Origin of the sequence: Pleomorphomonas koreensis DSM 23070 (genome assembly GCF_000425185.1) — a bacterium.
Classification (GTDB): domain Bacteria; phylum Pseudomonadota; class Alphaproteobacteria; order Rhizobiales; family Pleomorphomonadaceae; genus Pleomorphomonas; species Pleomorphomonas koreensis.
Genome location: NZ_AULH01000013.1, coordinates 42,172 through 58,538 on the forward strand (window position 1 = coordinate 42,172; position 16,367 = coordinate 58,538).

Here is a 16,367-nt window from a genome sequence, read left to right on the forward strand (position 1 = left end):
CGGCGCGCTGCGTCTTGTTACGTGACAACCGCCGAACAATCAGGAATCCAGGGACAAATGTCGGAAGCAACGTCGTGGCGCCTCGTGGTGCGGGCGCTCGCCGCCGGCCTCGTCGCAGCCGTCGCCATTCTTTATTTCTTCGGCAACGGATCGAGTGCCGGCCAGGATCAGAACCCCGTCGGTCCCCGCTCCAGTCTCAGCATAGAGACCTCGACCGGCGTCTATCCCTATCAGGTGGAAGTGGCCGACACCGAGGAGAGCCGGTCGCGCGGCCTGATGTTCCGCCGCGAGGTTGAGCCGGGCACCGGCATGTTGTTCGACATGGGCATGACGCGCGACGTTGCCTTCTGGATGCACAACACCTTCGTGCCGCTCGACATCGTGTTCATTTCCGACAAGGGCCGCGTGGTGTCGGTCGCCCACGGCGCCAAGCCGCGTTCCGACAACCGCATTCCCTCGGCCGCGCCGATCCGTTTCGTGCTCGAACTGCCGACGCCCGAAGCGCGGCGCATCGGTCTTGCCGTGGGCGACAGCGTTCGCCACCGGGCGATCGAGGCGGTGGCCGGCAAGTAATTTCGGTCGTCCCGATTGCTCCGCGGGCCGTCGCCCGCCTATTTCGCCGCCGGCTCGACCGGCGGCTTTCCCTCATGCGAGAAGCGGTGGTGCATGCGGTCGTAGAGACGGCGCACCAGCTTGGGCGGCGGCAGGCGCGGCGCGCGCATCGTCAGATCGACGACGTCTTCCAGCCGGAGGCTGGCCTTGACGACGCGGCCGTTCTCGACGGCACGCGCCAGCAGCTCGGCATAGGAGCCGAGCGTCAGGCGGCTGCCGGCGCGCAGGCGATTGCCGTGTCGGGCCGAGAAAGCCTCGGCGACGGTGAGGCCCGCCATCTGGGGCGGCACCTGCATCTCGTAGAATGTGGCGAGGTCGGACAGCGGGGCATCCGGCGCCACCGCGAATTCGCCGAAGGCGGTGCGCTTGGCGGCGATCACCGCATCGGCCGGCAGTGAGGCGAACAGCCGGTCGAGGCGATTGACGCGGTCCTGCGGCGCGACGAAATAGGCGTAGTCGCCGACCCGGATCTGACCGGCCTCGGCGGCGTTCTTGACCACGCCGTCGCGCACCACCATCACCGGCTTCAGCCAGGCGGGCAGGGAGGCCGGCCTGAGCGCCGCATAGCTGTCGGGCCGCACCGGATAGCCGACCATCTCGTTGTCGGTCTGGCCGGGCAGGTCGATCTCGACGCGGCGGGCACTGGCCGCCTTGCTCTTCAGGGCCATGCCGAAGAAGCGGGCGGCGGGCGCGATGCTCCAGCCCTGCACCAGGAGCGAGATCAGCACCACGAAGAAGGCGACGTTGAAATACATCGGCGCGTTGGGCGCGCCGGCCAGCGTCGGCACCGTGGCGAGGAAGATCGAGACGGCGCCGCGCAGGCCGACCCAGGAGACGAAGTTGATCTCCGGCGGCGTGAAACCAAACGGCTTCAGGCAGATCCAGACGGCGGCCGGACGGCCGATGACGATCAGGAACAGGGCGATGGCCAGGCTTTCCGGCGCATACTGGATCAGCCGGCTCGGCGTCACCAGCAGGCCGAGCAGCAGGAACATGACGATCTGGCAGAGCCAGGTGGCGCTTTCGAGAAAGCGGGTGATGGTGGGATAGGCGCGGACGCCGCTGTTGCCGACCACCAGGCCGGCCACGTAGACGGCGAGGAAGCCCGAGCCGTCGAGGTAGGAGGTGATGCCGAACACGCTGACGGCGAGGGCGATGACGAACAGCGGGTGCAGCCCGCCCGGCAGCGTCAGACGGTTGAGGGCCAGCGTCGCCAGCGCGCCGCCGGCGACGCCCATGGCGCCGCCCAGCACCGCCTGACGGGCGAGGGCGGCGAGCGTGCCGAGGCCGGGCGCGGAATGGGCGACGGCAAGCTCGGTGAGGACGATGGTGAGGAACACCGCCACCGGATCGTTGGAGCCGGATTCGATCTCCAGCATGGCGCCAATGCGCGGCCGGAGTTGCAGGCCGCCGGTCTTCAGGAGGAAGAACACCGCCGCCGCGTCGGTGGAGGCGACGATGGAGCCGAGCAGCAGCCCCTCGGACAGGTCGTAGCCGAACACGGACCAGACGAACAGGCCCATCAGGATGGCCGTCAGCCCGACGCCGGCCGTCGCCAGCGTCAGTGACGGCATCAGGGCATCGCGCGTTTCGGAGAGGCGCGTTCGGAAGCCGCCGTCGAACAGGATGATGGCCAGCGCGCAGGAACCGATCAGGTAGGTGAGGCGATAGTTGCTGAACTCGATGCCGCCGGGGCCGTCGACGCCGGCCAGCATGCCGACCACCAGGAACACCAGGAGCAGCGGCGTGCCGAAGCGCGAGGCGAGGAGGCTGGAGAGTATGCCGAGGAGAACGAGCGTCGCGCCGAGGGCCAAGACAAAGTTGGCGACCGCGATCTGATGCATTCGAGCCTCGGATGTTTCTGGAATCTCAGTTTGTCATGCTTCCACATTGGGGCAGCTTTGGGAACACAAACATGGCGATGTCGATGTTTTTGACGAAGCATGCATGGCCGGGCCGCCGCGACGGTTGACGGTTGCGGAACTGTGATGCCCAGACGCCGTTTTCCGTGATAAGAGGCGCGCGAGCCTCCCGCGCGGAGCGCTTCCTGGAATGGATTGCGACGGCATGGACGAGCGGAACGACACGGCGGCAACCGAGGATATGACGACGGCCGCGACGCCGGCGGCCGGCCGGACGGCGCGCGCCACCCATCTCCTCAACCTCGCGCTGTTGTTCCTCGTCGCTCTGGCGTTGCTCGCGCCGGGCATCGCCTCGCTGCCGCTCACCGACCGCGACGAGGCGCTCTACGTGCAGGCGACGCACCAGATGCTGGAGACCGGCGACTGGATCGACATCCGCTTTCAGGACGAGCCGCGCTACAAGAAGCCGGTCGGCATCTACTGGATGCAGGCGGCGGCGGCCGAGCTGTCCGGCTATGGCAAGGATGCGCCGCTCTGGGTCTACCGGCTGCCGTCGCTCATCGGCGCGGTGCTGACGGTGCTGTTCACCTATGGCATCGGCGCGACGCTCGGCAGCCGGCGGGCCGGGCTCTACGCCGGCCTTCTCGCCGCCTCCACCATGCTGATCGGCTTCGAGGCGCGCATCGCCAAGACCGACGCCATGCTCACCGCCACGGTGCTCGCCGCCGAATTCGCGCTCGCCCGCGCCTATGTCGATGCGGCGCGCGCGCGGTCGCTGCCGCGCAACGCGCTGTTCTGGACGGCGATGGGCCTCGGCATCCTGATCAAGGGGCCGATCACGCCGCTGGTGGCCGGCCTGACGCTGCTCGTCCTCTCGGTGAAGGAGCGGTCGACGGTGCTGTGGCGGTCGCTGTCGCCGGTCAAGGGCATCGCCTGGATGCTGCTGCTGGTGTTGCCCTGGCTCGTCGCCATCGGCTGGATTTCGGGCGGCGCCTTCTTCAGTCAGGCGGTCGGCCACGACATGCTGGGCAAGGTCGCCTCCGGTCAGGAATCGCACGGCGCGCCGCCCGGCATGCACCTTCTCGTCGCCCTCGGCACCTTCTGGCCGCTGTCGGTGCTGGCGCCGCTCGCGGTGATCTGGGCGTGGAGGGCGCGGCGCGAGCCGGCGGTGCTGTTCCTGATCGCCTGGGCGCTGCCGGGCTGGCTGGTGTTCGAGGCGGTGGCCACCAAGCTGCCGAACTACGTGCTGCCCTTCATGCCGGCGCTGGCCGTGCTGATCGGCCTCGCGCTCGACAGCGGCGCGCTCGGCACGGCGCGGCGCGGCTGGCGCGTCTCCGTCGCCTTCGTCGCCGTCGGCGCGCTGCTCGTCGGCTTCGGGCTCAATATCGCTTTCCTGATCTACCAGGGCTACGCCAGCTGGCAGGGCCTCGTCGGCGCCGTGGTGATCGCCGGCCTTGGCCTCGGTGCCAGCCGGTTTCTCATGACCGGATGGATCCGCTGGGGGCTCACCGCCACGGTCGCCACCGCCGGCGGGTTGATGCTGCTCGGCTACGTCATCCTGCTGCCCGCCGCCCGGCAGATCTGGCTCAGCGACGATCTCGCCGATGCCGTGGCCGCCACCCGCCACTGCGAGGCGCCTGTTGTCTCCGTGGTCGGCTACAACGAGCCGAGTACCGTGTTCCGCCTGGGCACCAACACGCTGCGGACCAATGCGCCGGCCGCCGCCGCCGAGTCTTTCCGGTCCAACGACTGCGCCGTCGCCATCGTTGCCGCCGACGCGAAGGACGCCTTCGTTGCGGCGCTGGCCGAGGAGACGCCGCCGGAGCCCGCCACCACCGTGGCCGGCCGCAACCTCAACGGCATGAAGCTGCGCAGCATGCTCGTCTTCGTGAAGCCGTGAGGGACCGCCGATGCTGATCAACCGGCGGCCGGCGGGCTGGCGCGATCCCGATGTCGTCAAGACTCTTCTGTGGCTGGCCGGCCTCGTGACGGTGCTGCTCGTCATCCTGTCGAGCCAGTTCGACGAGGAGATCCGCGCCTGGGTGGCGGCCGGCGGCCGGCCGGCGCCGATCTGGTCGCTGTTGTCTCGGATCGGCCAGTCCGACTGGATGTTGATCCCGTCGGGCCTGCTGCTGATCGCCCTGTTCTACCTGCGTCAGCCGAAATTCGGCCCGGCCAGCGGCTTTGCGACCATCTACGACATGGTGCTGTTCTTCTTCGCCGCCATCGCCGCCACCGGCCTTGCCGTGCTCGTCGTCAAATACTCGCTGGGCTTCTCGCGGCCGTCGGTCGATGGCGCGCGGGTGATGCGCCTCTTCGCTTTCCGGCCGTCCTACGCCGCCTTTCCGTCGGGTCATTCGACGACGGCGGCTGCCTTCGCGCTGGCGCTGACGCTGCTCTGGCGACCGCTCGCCGTGGTGGTCTGGCCGCTCGCCCTGGCCATCGGCGTGTCGCGGGTGATGGTCAACGCCCACCGCGTCTCCGACGTGACGGCGGGTCTCGCCTTCGGCGGCTGGGGCACGCTGTTCGTCGCCCTGTGGTTCGCCCGTCGCGGCCGGCTGTTCCGCCTGTCGCCCGCCGGCTTGCCGCGGCCGCTGCGCCTGGAGCCCGGCACGCTGTCCGGCGAGGGCAGGGCCTTGTTGACGCGGCTCGGTCTTGCCATAAGCAGGCGGACCGCCGCCGAATACCCATCCGAACGGGCAGAGCCGGTGAGTGTGGTTCCGGCCGGAGTGACCAGCATGATCATACCCAAGCCCTCCGAGAGGGGATTCGTCTCGGTCGTCATCCCGGCCCGCAACGAGGCCGCCAACCTCGCCGTCATCGTGCCGGAGATCCTCGACGCCATGGCCGGCCGCGCCTTCGAGGTGATCGTCGTCGACGACGGCTCCGATGACGCCACCGGCGCACAGATCGCCGCCTGGAGGGCCGAGGGCAAGCCGATCCGCCACATCCGCCACGAGATGGCCTCGGGCCAGTCGGCGGCCGTCCGCTCGGGCGTGCTGGCGGCGCGCGGCGAGATCGTCGCCACGATCGACGGCGACGGCCAGAACGACCCCGCCTATATCCCGAAGCTCGTCGATGCGCTGGTCGCCGCAGGACCGGCGGCGGGCATCGCCGCCGGCCAGCGCCTGAAGCGCACCGACGGCCTTGCCAAGCGCTATGCCTCGCGCTTCGCCAACGCCTTGCGCAACGTCATCCTGAAGGACGCGACGCGCGACACCGGCTGCGGCCTGAAGGCGGTGCGGCGCGACATCTTCCTGTTGCTGCCCTTCTTCCATGGCTGGCATCGCTACCTGCCGGCGCTGGTGCTGCGCGAGGGCTACGGCGTCGTCCATCTCGACGTCGTCGACCGCTCGCGCATGCATGGCGCCTCCAACTACGGCATCTTCGACCGCGGTCTCCAGGGCATCCTCGACCTCTACGGCGTGTGGTGGCTGAAACGGCGCATCAAGCGCCTGCCGGTGGTCTCGGAAATCGGAAACGACAATGGCTGATATTCTCGCGCATTTCGCCGGCTGGCTGCACGACGTGTTCGTCAAGCAGCTCGATTTCTGGGTGATCCTCGGCTTCGTCGCCCAGGGCATGTTCACCATGCGCTTCGTGGTGCAGTGGCTGGCCTCCGAGAAGGCCAAGGCGTCGGTGATCCCGGTGGCCTTCTGGCTGTTCTCTCTCGGCGGCGGTTTCCTGCTGCTGGTCTATTCGATCGCCCGCCAGGACCCGGTGTTCATCGCCGGGCAGGGGCTCGGCCTCTTGATCTACATCCGCAACCTGATGCTGATCCGCAAGTCGAGCAAACGGGCGCACGAAGGCTAGATCAGAGCCGTCTCGGGTCGTCGGCGCGCGACGCGAGGTGCAGCCGGTCGAGGAAGCCCTGCAGGATGAAGCTGGCGGCCAGCTTGTCGACCACCTCGTCGCGGCGGCGGCGCGAGGCATCGGCTTCGAGCAACGTGCGGGTGACCGCCGCCGTCGACAGGCGCTCGTCCCAGAAGAGCAGCGGCCGGCCGTCGAGCGGGGCAAGGTTGCGGGCGAAGGCGCGCGTCGACTGGGCGCGCGGGCCCTCCGAGCCGTCCATGTTGATCGGCAGGCCCAGCACGTAGGCGCCGACGTCGTGCCGGTCGGCCAGCTCGATCAGCGCGGCGGCGTCCTTGCCGAACTTGACGCGGGTGAGCGTGACCAGCGGCGTGGCGATCAGGAAGCGCTCGTCGGAGAGGGCGATGCCGATGGTCTTGGTGCCAAGGTCGAGGCCGAACAGGCGCTTGCCGGGCGGCAGGGCGGCAGCGAAGGCGATCGGGTCGACGGGTTCGGTCATCGGTCCTCAGGAGACGATTTCGGGCGAGGTTGCCGACACCCGGTCGCGGCCGGTGTTCTTGGCCTGATAGAGCGCCGAATCGGCGCGCCGGTAGAGGTCGTTGACCGTGTCGCCCAGCCGGAACTCGGCGACGCCGTAGCTGGCGGTCAGCGTGATGGTGCTGTCGCCGCGGTCGATCTCCAGCGCATTGATCTGGCCGCGCAGGTATTCGGCCACCGAGATGCCGCCCTCGACCGGGATGCCCGGCAGGATCACCGCGAACTCCTCGCCGCCGATGCGCGAGAAATGGGCGTCCGGCAGCATGCGCAGCGTGCCGACGCTGCGGATCACCTCATCGCCGGCGTCGTGGCCGTAGATGTCGTTGATGTGCTTGAAGTGGTCGATGTCGAACAGGATCAGCGAGAAGGTGCCGTTGACCTCGGCGGCGGCCAGCTCGGCGTCGAATCGCTGGCGGAAGGCGCCGCGATTGTAGAGGCCGGACAGCGGGTCGATGGTCGCCATCTCGATCAGCCGGCGCTGCATGATCAGCGTCCGCTCGGCGACGCGCAGGCGGGCGTTGAGTTCGTCCTGGCGCGGCGGCTTGGACATGAAGTCGTCGGCGCCGGCGTCGAGCACGCCGATGGAGTGCTGGGCGTCGTTGGAGGCCGACATGCCGATGACGTAGAGCGGACGGCCGGCATCGGCGAGGATGCGCGCCTCCCAGCACAGTTCGGTGCCGGATATGCCGCCGATCTCGAAGCTGGTGATCAACACCTCAGCCTGCGGCGTCGTCTGGATATACTCCAGCGCCTCGCGGCCGTCGGTGAAATAGGCCACGTCGTCGCCGCGTGGCTCCAGCATCCTTTGAAGGATCATCAGTCCGGTTCGACTACCGTCGACAAGCACGATGTGCATGATGCGCTTGGTGTACCTGAATGGTGGCGATGCCGCGCTGAAAAAGTGCAGAACTCATAAACTGTTTGTGTTGTTTTCATCAATGAAAAAACAACGGAATCCCAAGGCGGACGGTTCAGAATGGGGAACTGGGCGGACGGCGTTACCGGGGAGATCCTTGCCGCGGTTCTAGTCGGTTGAAATATTAGCATAAATCAATATATTACACTTAATTAAACTTGATGGTCGAAACGGCGGCCGGATCCGCCCTCAGGCGGCCGGCGGGGCGTCGTCCATCCGGGGACGCTGCGTCCGGTACGCGATTCCCGACCGTGCCGGCGCGACGGTGGCCGCGACTCACTCCGGATGCCGCCTGCGGATGGCGGGGCGCTGCCGGAGGAAGCGGGTGGCCCCGCGCCGCGACCGGTGCTATACGCGGGAGCATTCCAGTCTGTTCGAGGGAATCTACATGTCCGTGGATACGGCTACCGTGCGCCGCGTTGCACGTCTCGCCAGGATCAAGGTCACCGATGACGAGGCGGAGCGCATGACCAATGAGCTCAATTCCATCCTCGGATTTGTCGAGCAACTGAACGAGGTCGATGTGGCCGGCGTCGAACCGATGACCTCCGTGGTGTCGGTGAAGATGCGCCGCCGCCAGGACGTGGTCACCGACGGCGAGGACGCCGCGGCGGTCGTCGCCAATGCGCCCGTCTCCGAAGACAATTTCTTCCTGGTGCCCAAGGTGGTCGAGTAACTCCCCCTGCCGCCAGCCGATCAAGATTTTCCGGGATTTTCCGCCGTGACCGATCTCACCTCACTCACCCTTGCCGAGGCGCGCGACGCGCTGAAGGCAAAGACGTTCACCGCCGTCGAGCTGACCGACGCCTATCTCGCCGCCATGGAAGCGGCGCGCGGGCTCAACGCCTATGTCGTCGAGACGCCGGAGATCGCCCGCGACATGGCGAAAGCCTCCGACGCCCGCCTCGCCGCCGGCCAGGCCGGCCCGCTCGAAGGGCTGCCGCTCGGCATCAAGGACCTCTACGCCACCAAGGGCGTCCATACCCAGGCGTGCAGCCACATTCTCGACCGCTTCAAGCCGGTCTATGAGAGCACCGTCAGCGCCAACCTCTGGGCCGACGGCGCCGTCATGCTCGGCAAGCTCAACATGGACGAGTTCGCCATGGGCTCGTCCAACGAGACCAGCCATTACGGCCCGGTGGTCAACCCATGGCGCCGCAAGGGTTCCGACGTGAAGCTGGTGCCCGGCGGCTCGTCGGGCGGCTCGGCGGCGGCGGTCGCCGGGCGCCTCTGCCTCGGGGCGACGGCCACCGACACCGGCGGCTCGATCCGCCAGCCGGCCGCCTTCACCGGCACGGTCGGCATCAAGCCGACCTACGGCCGCTGCTCGCGCTGGGGCCTCGTCGCCTTCGCCTCCTCGCTCGATCAGGCCGGACCGATCGCCCGCGACGTGCGCGACGCGGCGATCCTCCTCAAATCGATGGCGTCCGTCGATCCCAGGGACACCACCTCGGTCGACCTGCCGGTTCCCGACTACGAGGCGGCGGTCGGCAAGTCGGTGAAGGGTCTCAGGATCGGTATCCCGAAGGAGTACCGGCTCGACGGCATGCCGGCCGAAATCGACGCGCTGTGGCGGAGGGGCATCGACATCCTGCGCGAGGCCGGCGCCGAGATCGTCGACATCTCGCTGCCGCACACCAAATACGCGCTGCCGGCCTACTATATCGTGGCGCCGGCCGAGGCGTCGTCCAACCTCGCCCGCTACGACGGCGTCCGCTACGGCTTGCGCGTGCCGGGTTCGGACATCATCGACATGTACGAGAACACCCGCGCCGCCGGCTTCGGCGCCGAGGTGAAGCGCCGCATCCTGATCGGCACCTACGTGCTGTCGGCCGGCTATTACGACGCCTATTACCTGCGCGCCCAGAAGGTGCGGACGCTGATCAAGCGCGACTTCGAGCTGGCCTACGCGGCCGGCGTCGACGCCATCCTGACGCCGGCGACGCCGTCGGCCGCCTTCGGCATCGGCGAGAAGGCCGACGCCGATCCGGTCGAGATGTATCTCAACGACGTGTTCACGGTGACCGTCAACATGGCCGGCCTGCCGGGCATCGCCGTGCCGGCCGGGCTCTCCGCCGAGGGCCTGCCGCTCGGCTTGCAGCTGATCGGCCGGCCGTTCGACGAGGAGACGCTGTTCACCCTCGGCGCGGCGATCGAGAAGGCCGCCGGCACGTTCAGCCCGGCGAAGTGGTGGTGAGGGGAGAGAAGAACATGAACATGGCCGTCCGTACCCCCGACCCCAAGAAGATGATCAAGGGCGCCACCGGCGACTGGGAGGTCATCATCGGCCTCGAAGTGCACGCCCAGGTCACCTCCAACGCCAAGCTGTTCTCCGGCGCCTCGGCCACCTTCGGCGCCGAGCCCAACATGCACGTGTCGCTGGTCGACGCGGCCATGCCGGGCATGCTGCCGGTGATCAACGAGGAATGTGTGGCCCAGGCCATCCGCACCGGCCTCGGCCTCAAGGCGGCGATCAACCTCTATTCGGTGTTCGACCGCAAGAACTACTTCTACCCCGACCTGCCGCAGGGCTACCAGATCAGCCAGTACAAGCAGCCGATCGTCGGCGAGGGCAAGGTGCTGCTCGACATGCCGGAAGGCATCGTCGAGATCGGCATCGAGCGGCTGCATCTGGAACAGGACGCCGGCAAGTCGATCCACGACCAGCATCCGACCATGTCCTTCGTCGACCTCAACCGCTCCGGCGTGGCGCTGATGGAGATCGTCTCCCGGCCGGACCTCCGCTCGTCGGAGGAGGTGAAGGCCTATCTCGCCAAGCTCCGCACCATCCTGCGCTATCTCGGCACCTGCGACGGCAACATGGAGGAAGGCTCCATGCGCGCCGACATCAACGTGTCGGTGCGCAAGCCCGGCGAGCCGCTCGGCACCCGCTGCGAGATCAAGAACGTCAACTCGATGCGCTTCGCCGCCCAGGCGGTGGAATACGAGGCGCGCCGGCAGATCGGCATCATCGAGGACGGCGGCGAGATCGAGCAGGAGACGCGGCTCTACGATCCCGGCAAGGGCGAGACGCGGTCGATGCGCTCCAAGGAAGAGGCGCACGACTACCGCTATTTCCCCGATCCGGACCTGTTGCCGCTGGAACTCGATCCCAGCTGGGTGGACAGCCTGAAGGCCGGCCTGCCCGAGCTGCCGGACGAGAAGAAGGCCCGCTTCATCGGCGACTACGGCGTCACGCCCTATGACGCCATGGTGCTGACGCTCGAACGCGCCTCGGCCGACTATTACGAGCAGGTGGCGAAGGGCCGCGACGGCAAGGCGGTCGCCAACTTCATGATCAACGAGCTGTTCGGCCGCCTCAACAAGGACGGCAAGGGCATCGAGGCGTCGCCGGTCTCTCCCGATCAGCTCGGCGCCATCGTCGACCTGATCGGCGACGGCACCATTTCCGGCAAGATCGCCAAGGACCTGTTCGAGATCGTCTACACCGAGGGCGGCGACCCGAAGGCGCTGGTCGAGGCGCGCGGCCTCAGGCAGGTCACCGACACCGGCGCCATCGAGAAGGCCGTCGACGAGGTGATCGCCGCCAACCCGGACAAGGCCGAGCAGGCGAGGGCCAAGCCGACGCTCAGCGGCTGGTTCGTCGGCCAGGTGATGAAGGCGACCGGCGGCAAGGCCAACCCGCAGGCGGTGAACGACCTCGTCAAGCAGAAGCTCGGCATCGAGTGAGCGGCGTGGTGAGCGCGCGCCCGCCGTCGATGAGCGACAGGCTGCTGGCCGGCCTCGACCGGTTGGCGACGCCCACGGGCGCCGCCTTCCTGCTCGTCTTCCACGTGGTGGTCACCGGCCTCCTGCGCTACGTCTTCGTCACCGGGCTGGAGCTGGACGACGGCGAGGCGGCGGCGCTGATGCAGCACGCGCTGGCGCCGGCCTATCAGGTGCGCAATCCGCCGCTCTACGAGTGGCTGCTGTGGGGCACCGAGCAACTGGTCGGCGTGGGCTTTGCGGCGCACATCCTGCTGCGCCATCTGTTGATCCTCGCCGTCGGCTTGATCGCGCTCGCCGTCGGGCGGCGGCTTCTCGGCCCGCGTTGGGCCGGCCTGATGGTGTTCTCGCTGTTCCTGACGGTGTGGTTCCCGCTCAATTTCCTGTTCTGGGGCACGCATACGCTGCTGCTCGCCGTGTCGGTGTTCGGCTGGTGCGCGGCGCTGGTCGACTGGCGGGCGACGCGCGGCAACCGGGCGCTCGTCGCGCTGGCCGGCTTCGCGGCGCTCGGCCTCCTCAGCAAATGGAGCTTCCCGCTGATTCTGGTCGGCTCGGCGGCGGCGCTCGCCTTCGACCGGACCGGACGGCGGGCGCTCGCCGACTGGCGGCTCCTCGCCATTCCGCTTGCCATGGCGGTGACGTCGGGGCCGGTGTTCTACGCCATCGCCGGACACGGCGGCGATGTGGTGGCGATGTCCGCCGCCAACCTCGCCGGCGTTCCCAAGGCCTGGGCGGCGCGCGCCTTCGAGGCGCTGTGGCGGATGCCGGTCAGCTTCTCGCTGTTTCTGCTGCCCTGGGGGCTGATCGTCGCGCTGGTGTGGCGGCTGGCGCCGGCCCGGGGAGGGGAGGCCGAGGAATCCCTGCTGCTGGTCCGGATCGGCCTGCTGCTGGCGGCGGTGAGCTGGGTGGGCGCCGTGCTGACCGGTTCGGCCAATATCAACGAGCACTATATGTACGCCATCGCCCTGCCGGTGCTGATCGGCGGGGTGGGCGTGGTGCTCAACCGCGCCGATCCCCTGGTGCTGGGGCGGGTGCTGGCGGCTGGTGCCGCGCTGGTCGTCGTTATCATCCTCGTGGTGCGCGTCGTTGCCTGCACCGCCGGCGGCTTTCCGGAGCGCAAGGAGAACAAGCGCCTGTTTCCCTATCCGGCGCTGGCGGCCACGCTCGTCGAAAAAGGCTACGGCGAGGCGGCATTCATTGCCGACAACAACACGCTGGCCGGCAATCTCCTGACGGTGCTGCCCGCTTCGCGCGTGCAGTCGCCGGGCAGTCTGGGCTTTCTGCGCCTGCCGATCGATCTCACGACACGGCGTTGCGTTGCCATCTGGTCGCTGGGCTTCCGTCCGGTCGGCTCGCCGCCGCCGCCAACGCCCGACGGGCCGGCCGATCGCCTTGCCGGGCATGTCGACGCGTCGGCGCGGGTCGAAGTCGTCAGCGCCTTGTGGGCGCCGACCTGGCTCGGCAGCCGCCGGATATCCGATTGGGCGATCGCCGAGCAGGATGCCTCGGCCTGCGCGGCGCTGTTCCTGCCGCCCGAACGGCCCTGAAAGGCCGACCGCGGACGGGCGTGAGCGGTCGGTCACCGATCGTTAACCCTGTTCGTTAAGCCTGCCTTATGCCTATCATCCTTAATGTCGTCGAGCCGGGGACGTGCGGCTAAGCCGTTCTGTCTGTTTCCTTCCCCCCGGCTTCAGGCGACCGATGGATATTGCAACCCTTCTCGGCGTTTTCGGCGGCTTCGGCGTTCTCTACATGGCCGTCGTGCTCGAAGGTTCGAACATCATGATGTTCATGAACCTTCTGGCGACCAACGTCGTGATCGTCGGCGCTCTGGTGGCGCTGCTCGGCCGCTACACGCTGAAGACCTTCCCGATCGCCGTGTTCGGCGGTTTCAAGGAAGCGGTCATGTATAAGACGCATGACACCTTCCACCTGCTCGACCAGCTCACCGAGATCGCCGAGGTGGCCCGCAAGCAGGGGCCGCTCGGCCTGGAAAAGATCGAGATCGACGAGCCGTTCCTGAAGAAGGCGATCCAGATGATCGCCGACGGCTATTCGGGCGACACCATCCGGCATGTGCTGGAGCGCGAACGCGACCTGCAGCACGAGCGGCTGCACATGGGCCACGTCGCCTGGGCCAAGATCGCCGAGGCGGCGCCCGGCATGGGCATGGTGGGCACCATCATCGGCCTCGTATCGCTGTTCGCCCACATGTCGGACCCCAAGCAGATCGGTCCGGCCATGTCGATCGCCCTCCTGACCACGCTCTACGGCGCGGTGATCGCCAACGTCATGGCGTCGCCGATCTCCGACAAGCTGGCCAACCGGGCCAATCACGAGGCGGAAATCCAGTCGATGATCATCGACGCCGTGCTGCTGATCCGCGAGAACAAGAGCCCCAAGCAGGTGCACGAGGAACTGCTCTCCTACCTGCCGCTCAAGCACCGCGCCAAGGCCGAGGCCGACAAGGAAGCGGCCTGAGCGGCGCGCTGAACAGGAAGACGAGAGGTCGTTGGGATGAGCGGCAAGAAGAAGGGCGGCGGTGGCGGTGGGCATGGCGGCGCGCCATGGGTCATCACCTTTGCCGACCTGATGAGCCTCCTGATGGCGCTCTTCGTGATGATCGTCTCCTTCTCCAACCAGGACGAACAGAAGCTGCACGATGCCGCCGGCTCGATGCGCGACGCCTTCGGCTATCAGTCGGTGCAGCGGCCGGCCGGCATGATCGAGCAGAACGGCCTGCCGGAGCGCAAGTACCTGCGCAACGTCCAGCCGATGTCGCTGGCCGAGGCGGTGGAGTTCGCCAGCGACTTCAACGACCAATACGAGAAGCAGGGCGCGGAGGTGAACACCAACCGGTTCGAGAAGGCCGTTGAAAGCAAGCCGCGCGACTATCTCACCGCGTCCGAATCGCTGCGGCAGGCGCTTCAGGACCTGCCCGACTACGCCGAGCTGTCCAAGCAGATCGTGCTCAGTGTCGCCAACGACGGCCTGCACATCTCGATCATCGATCAGGACGGCCGGCCGATGTTCGCCTCGCAGTCGAGCGAGCCGACCGACCGCATGAAGGTCCTGCTGTCGCGCATCGCACCGGTCATCCAGCAGATGCCGGGCCGGCTGCAGATCATCGGCCACACCGAATCGACCGGCGACATGGCCGTGCCCGGCGGCGCCGCCTGGGCGCTGTCGGCCAAGCGGGCGCTGGCTACGGCGGAAATCCTCGGCAGCTTCGGCCTCGGTCCGGGTAGCCTCGCCCAGGTGATCGGCGTCGCCGACAAGGACCCGATGTTCCCTGATGACCCCTTCCTGTCCGGCAACCGCCGCATCGAGCTGGTGCTGATGAAGGAAGCGCCGGCCTTGCCGAGCGACAGCCCGTTCTGAGCGACCGGCCCGGTCCACCCGAACACGCCGAGTTCATCGCCGGCCTCTTTTCGCCGCCGCCATGGCGCAATATGCTGACCGCATTGCGCCATAATATGTGAACCAGGCGAGGACAAGCCGATGACCGCGACCCAGACCAAGCCGATCGACCTCTATTACTGGCCGACGCCCAACGGCCACAAGATCACCATCATGCTGGAGGAACTCGGCGTTCCCTACGAGCTGCATTTCATCAACATCGGCAAGGGCGACCAGTTCCAGCCCGACTTCCTGGCGATTTCGCCCAACAACAAGATGCCGGCCATCGTCGACCCGGAAGGGCCGGACGGCCAGCCGATCTCGGTGTTCGAATCGGGTGCCATCCTGCTCTATCTCGGCCGCAAGTTCGGCAAGTTCTATCCGTCCGACGAGCGCGGCCGCGTCGACGTGGAGCAATGGCTGATGTGGCAGATGGCCGGTTTCGGGCCGATGCTCGGCCAGAACCACCATTTCGCGCTCTATGCGCCCGAGAAGATCCCCTACGCCATCAACCGCTACCGCGACGAAACGCACCGCCTCTACGGCGTGCTCGAAAAGCAGCTGGCCGGCAAGGATTACATCTGCGGCGACTATTCCATCGCCGACATGGCGTGCGTCGGCTGGGCGCGCGGCTGGGAGCGGCAGGGCATCGAAGCGGCGGAATTCCCGAACGTGATGGCCTGGATCGACCGGGTGTCCAGCCGGCCGGCCGTCGCCAAGGCGCTGGCCATCACCGCGCCGACGCCGCCCTCCAACCTCGCCGACGACAAGGACGCGCAGAAGATCCTGTTCAACCAGCGCGCCCGCTGACGGCGCCGCCGGCAGGCCGGCGATGCCTGCACGACGTGATGGCCAGGTGTGGCCCCCTCAATGGCAGTTGCGCCTAAAGTATGATACCGCCCCGGCGTCGTCAGGACGCCGGGGCTTTTTCGTCAAAAGCATGAATTCTTCATGCATTCAGTCCTCTGACCGGAAACTTCTCCTTTTTTATGTATTTTGTGGGCGGTCATGAATAAATGATTTGTTAGCTTGTCGTTGTTGTCATGTCTTGCACCCGTGGCGGAGTTCAATCATGGCAACGTCGCAGACATCGCCGGATATGCAGGAGATCCTCAAGAATCTCCGCAACCCGAACATCAGGGTTGTTGACGGCCGCCAGCATAAGCGCGTCCTGTGTTTCTTGCTGGCGACCGTTCAGCACAATAAATATACTTTTGAATGTATTGTTGAGGATATGAGTGTCGGTGGTTGCAAGGTTAACAACACCGACGGACTGCTGACGATCGGCGAGACGGTGGTCATCAACATCCCCGAACAGAAGATGTCGCTGAACGGCATGGTGATGTGGGTGCGCGGCAAAATGGCCGGACTCTGCTTCAACCTGTCGAGCCACTGACCTTCCATCTTGGTTTCCGCATGGTTTAGGCGCGTCGGCGGCGCGCGGCGGCCTGCAAGGTCGATTTCCCCGAAAGCCGCGGATTCCATGGTTGACGGCTCCTGAAGAC

The 16,367-nt window shown here is 67.2% G+C and carries 15 protein-coding genes and 1 pseudogene; 13 read left to right on the forward strand and 3 right to left on the reverse strand.

What is annotated here, in order from left to right; genetic code table 11:
• Positions 1–57: 57 nt before the first annotated feature.
• Complete coding sequence (locus H512_RS23735) at positions 58–573, forward strand: DUF192 domain-containing protein (protein WP_053239805.1); 516 nt, start codon at positions 58–60, stop codon at positions 571–573.
• 38 nt (positions 574–611) lie between these two features.
• Here the strand turns inward: H512_RS23735 and H512_RS23740 are convergent, their stop codons facing one another.
• Positions 612–2,456: a potassium/proton antiporter gene (locus H512_RS23740; RefSeq protein WP_053239806.1), complete on the reverse strand. Its 1,845-nt coding sequence runs from the start codon at positions 2,454–2,456 to the stop codon at positions 612–614.
• 223 nt (positions 2,457–2,679) lie between these two features.
• On the opposite strand from H512_RS23740, the gene H512_RS23745 reads away from it, so the two are divergent.
• From H512_RS23745 to H512_RS0111995, 4 genes and pseudogenes are all read left to right on the forward strand, one after another.
• On the forward strand, positions 2,680–4,374 hold the full coding sequence (locus H512_RS23745; protein ID WP_169507154.1) for an ArnT family glycosyltransferase: 1,695 nt from the start codon (positions 2,680–2,682) through the stop codon (positions 4,372–4,374).
• 301 nt (positions 4,375–4,675) lie between these two features.
• A pseudogene (locus H512_RS27640) lies at positions 4,676–5,017 on the forward strand (phosphatase PAP2 family protein); the annotation flags it as partial.
• 195 nt (positions 5,018–5,212) lie between these two features.
• Entirely contained in the window at positions 5,213–5,968 is a 756-nt protein-coding gene (locus H512_RS27645) for a glycosyltransferase family 2 protein (RefSeq protein ID WP_026783657.1), read from the forward strand.
• Positions 5,961–6,287, forward strand: a complete 327-nt coding sequence (locus tag H512_RS0111995; protein WP_026783658.1) for a lipid-A-disaccharide synthase N-terminal domain-containing protein — start codon at positions 5,961–5,963, stop codon at positions 6,285–6,287. Before H512_RS27645 ends, H512_RS0111995 begins: the two co-directional genes overlap by 8 nt.
• 1 nt (position 6,288) lies before the next feature.
• On the opposite strand, the gene ruvX is transcribed toward H512_RS0111995, so the two are convergent.
• Complete coding sequence (ruvX, locus tag H512_RS0112000; protein WP_026783659.1) at positions 6,289–6,783, reverse strand: Holliday junction resolvase RuvX; 495 nt, start codon at positions 6,781–6,783, stop codon at positions 6,289–6,291.
• Between the two features lie 6 nt (positions 6,784–6,789).
• On the reverse strand, positions 6,790–7,677 hold the full coding sequence (locus H512_RS0112005) for a GGDEF domain-containing response regulator (protein WP_026783660.1): 888 nt from the start codon (positions 7,675–7,677) through the stop codon (positions 6,790–6,792).
• A gap of 448 nt (positions 7,678–8,125) precedes the next feature.
• On the opposite strand from H512_RS0112005, the gene gatC reads away from it, so the two are divergent.
• The 8 genes from gatC (at position 8,126) to H512_RS0112045 (ending at position 16,258) form a co-directional block, all read left to right on the forward strand.
• Positions 8,126–8,413 carry an Asp-tRNA(Asn)/Glu-tRNA(Gln) amidotransferase subunit GatC gene (gene gatC / locus H512_RS0112010; RefSeq protein ID WP_026783661.1) on the forward strand — a complete coding sequence of 96 codons (288 nt, stop codon included), beginning with the start codon at positions 8,126–8,128 and terminating at the stop codon, positions 8,411–8,413.
• A 45-nt stretch (positions 8,414–8,458) separates the two neighbouring features.
• Positions 8,459–9,934, forward strand: coding sequence for an Asp-tRNA(Asn)/Glu-tRNA(Gln) amidotransferase subunit GatA (gene gatA, locus H512_RS0112015; RefSeq protein WP_026783662.1), 1,476 nt, complete (start codon positions 8,459–8,461; stop codon positions 9,932–9,934).
• A gap of 14 nt (positions 9,935–9,948) precedes the next feature.
• A complete protein-coding gene (gene gatB / locus H512_RS0112020; protein ID WP_026783663.1) occupies positions 9,949–11,427 on the forward strand; it encodes an Asp-tRNA(Asn)/Glu-tRNA(Gln) amidotransferase subunit GatB in 1,479 nt (492 codons plus the stop codon).
• Between the two features lie 8 nt (positions 11,428–11,435).
• On the forward strand, positions 11,436–13,010 hold the full coding sequence (locus tag H512_RS0112025; RefSeq protein WP_156899472.1) for a glycosyltransferase family protein: 1,575 nt from the start codon (positions 11,436–11,438) through the stop codon (positions 13,008–13,010).
• Between the two features lie 154 nt (positions 13,011–13,164).
• On the forward strand, positions 13,165–13,944 hold the full coding sequence (locus H512_RS0112030; protein ID WP_026783665.1) for a motility protein A: 780 nt from the start codon (positions 13,165–13,167) through the stop codon (positions 13,942–13,944).
• 36 nt (positions 13,945–13,980) lie between these two features.
• Positions 13,981–14,844 (forward strand): OmpA/MotB family protein, encoded by an 864-nt coding sequence (locus H512_RS0112035; RefSeq protein WP_026783666.1) that lies wholly within the window; start codon positions 13,981–13,983, stop codon positions 14,842–14,844.
• 120 nt (positions 14,845–14,964) lie between these two features.
• The gene (locus tag H512_RS0112040; RefSeq protein WP_026783667.1) at positions 14,965–15,672 is read left to right on the forward strand and encodes a glutathione S-transferase N-terminal domain-containing protein; all 708 of its coding nucleotides are present in this window, start codon (positions 14,965–14,967) and stop codon (positions 15,670–15,672) included.
• A gap of 262 nt (positions 15,673–15,934) precedes the next feature.
• Complete coding sequence (locus tag H512_RS0112045; RefSeq protein ID WP_026783668.1) at positions 15,935–16,258, forward strand: PilZ domain-containing protein; 324 nt, start codon at positions 15,935–15,937, stop codon at positions 16,256–16,258.
• The last annotated feature ends 109 nt before the right edge of the window (positions 16,259–16,367 follow it).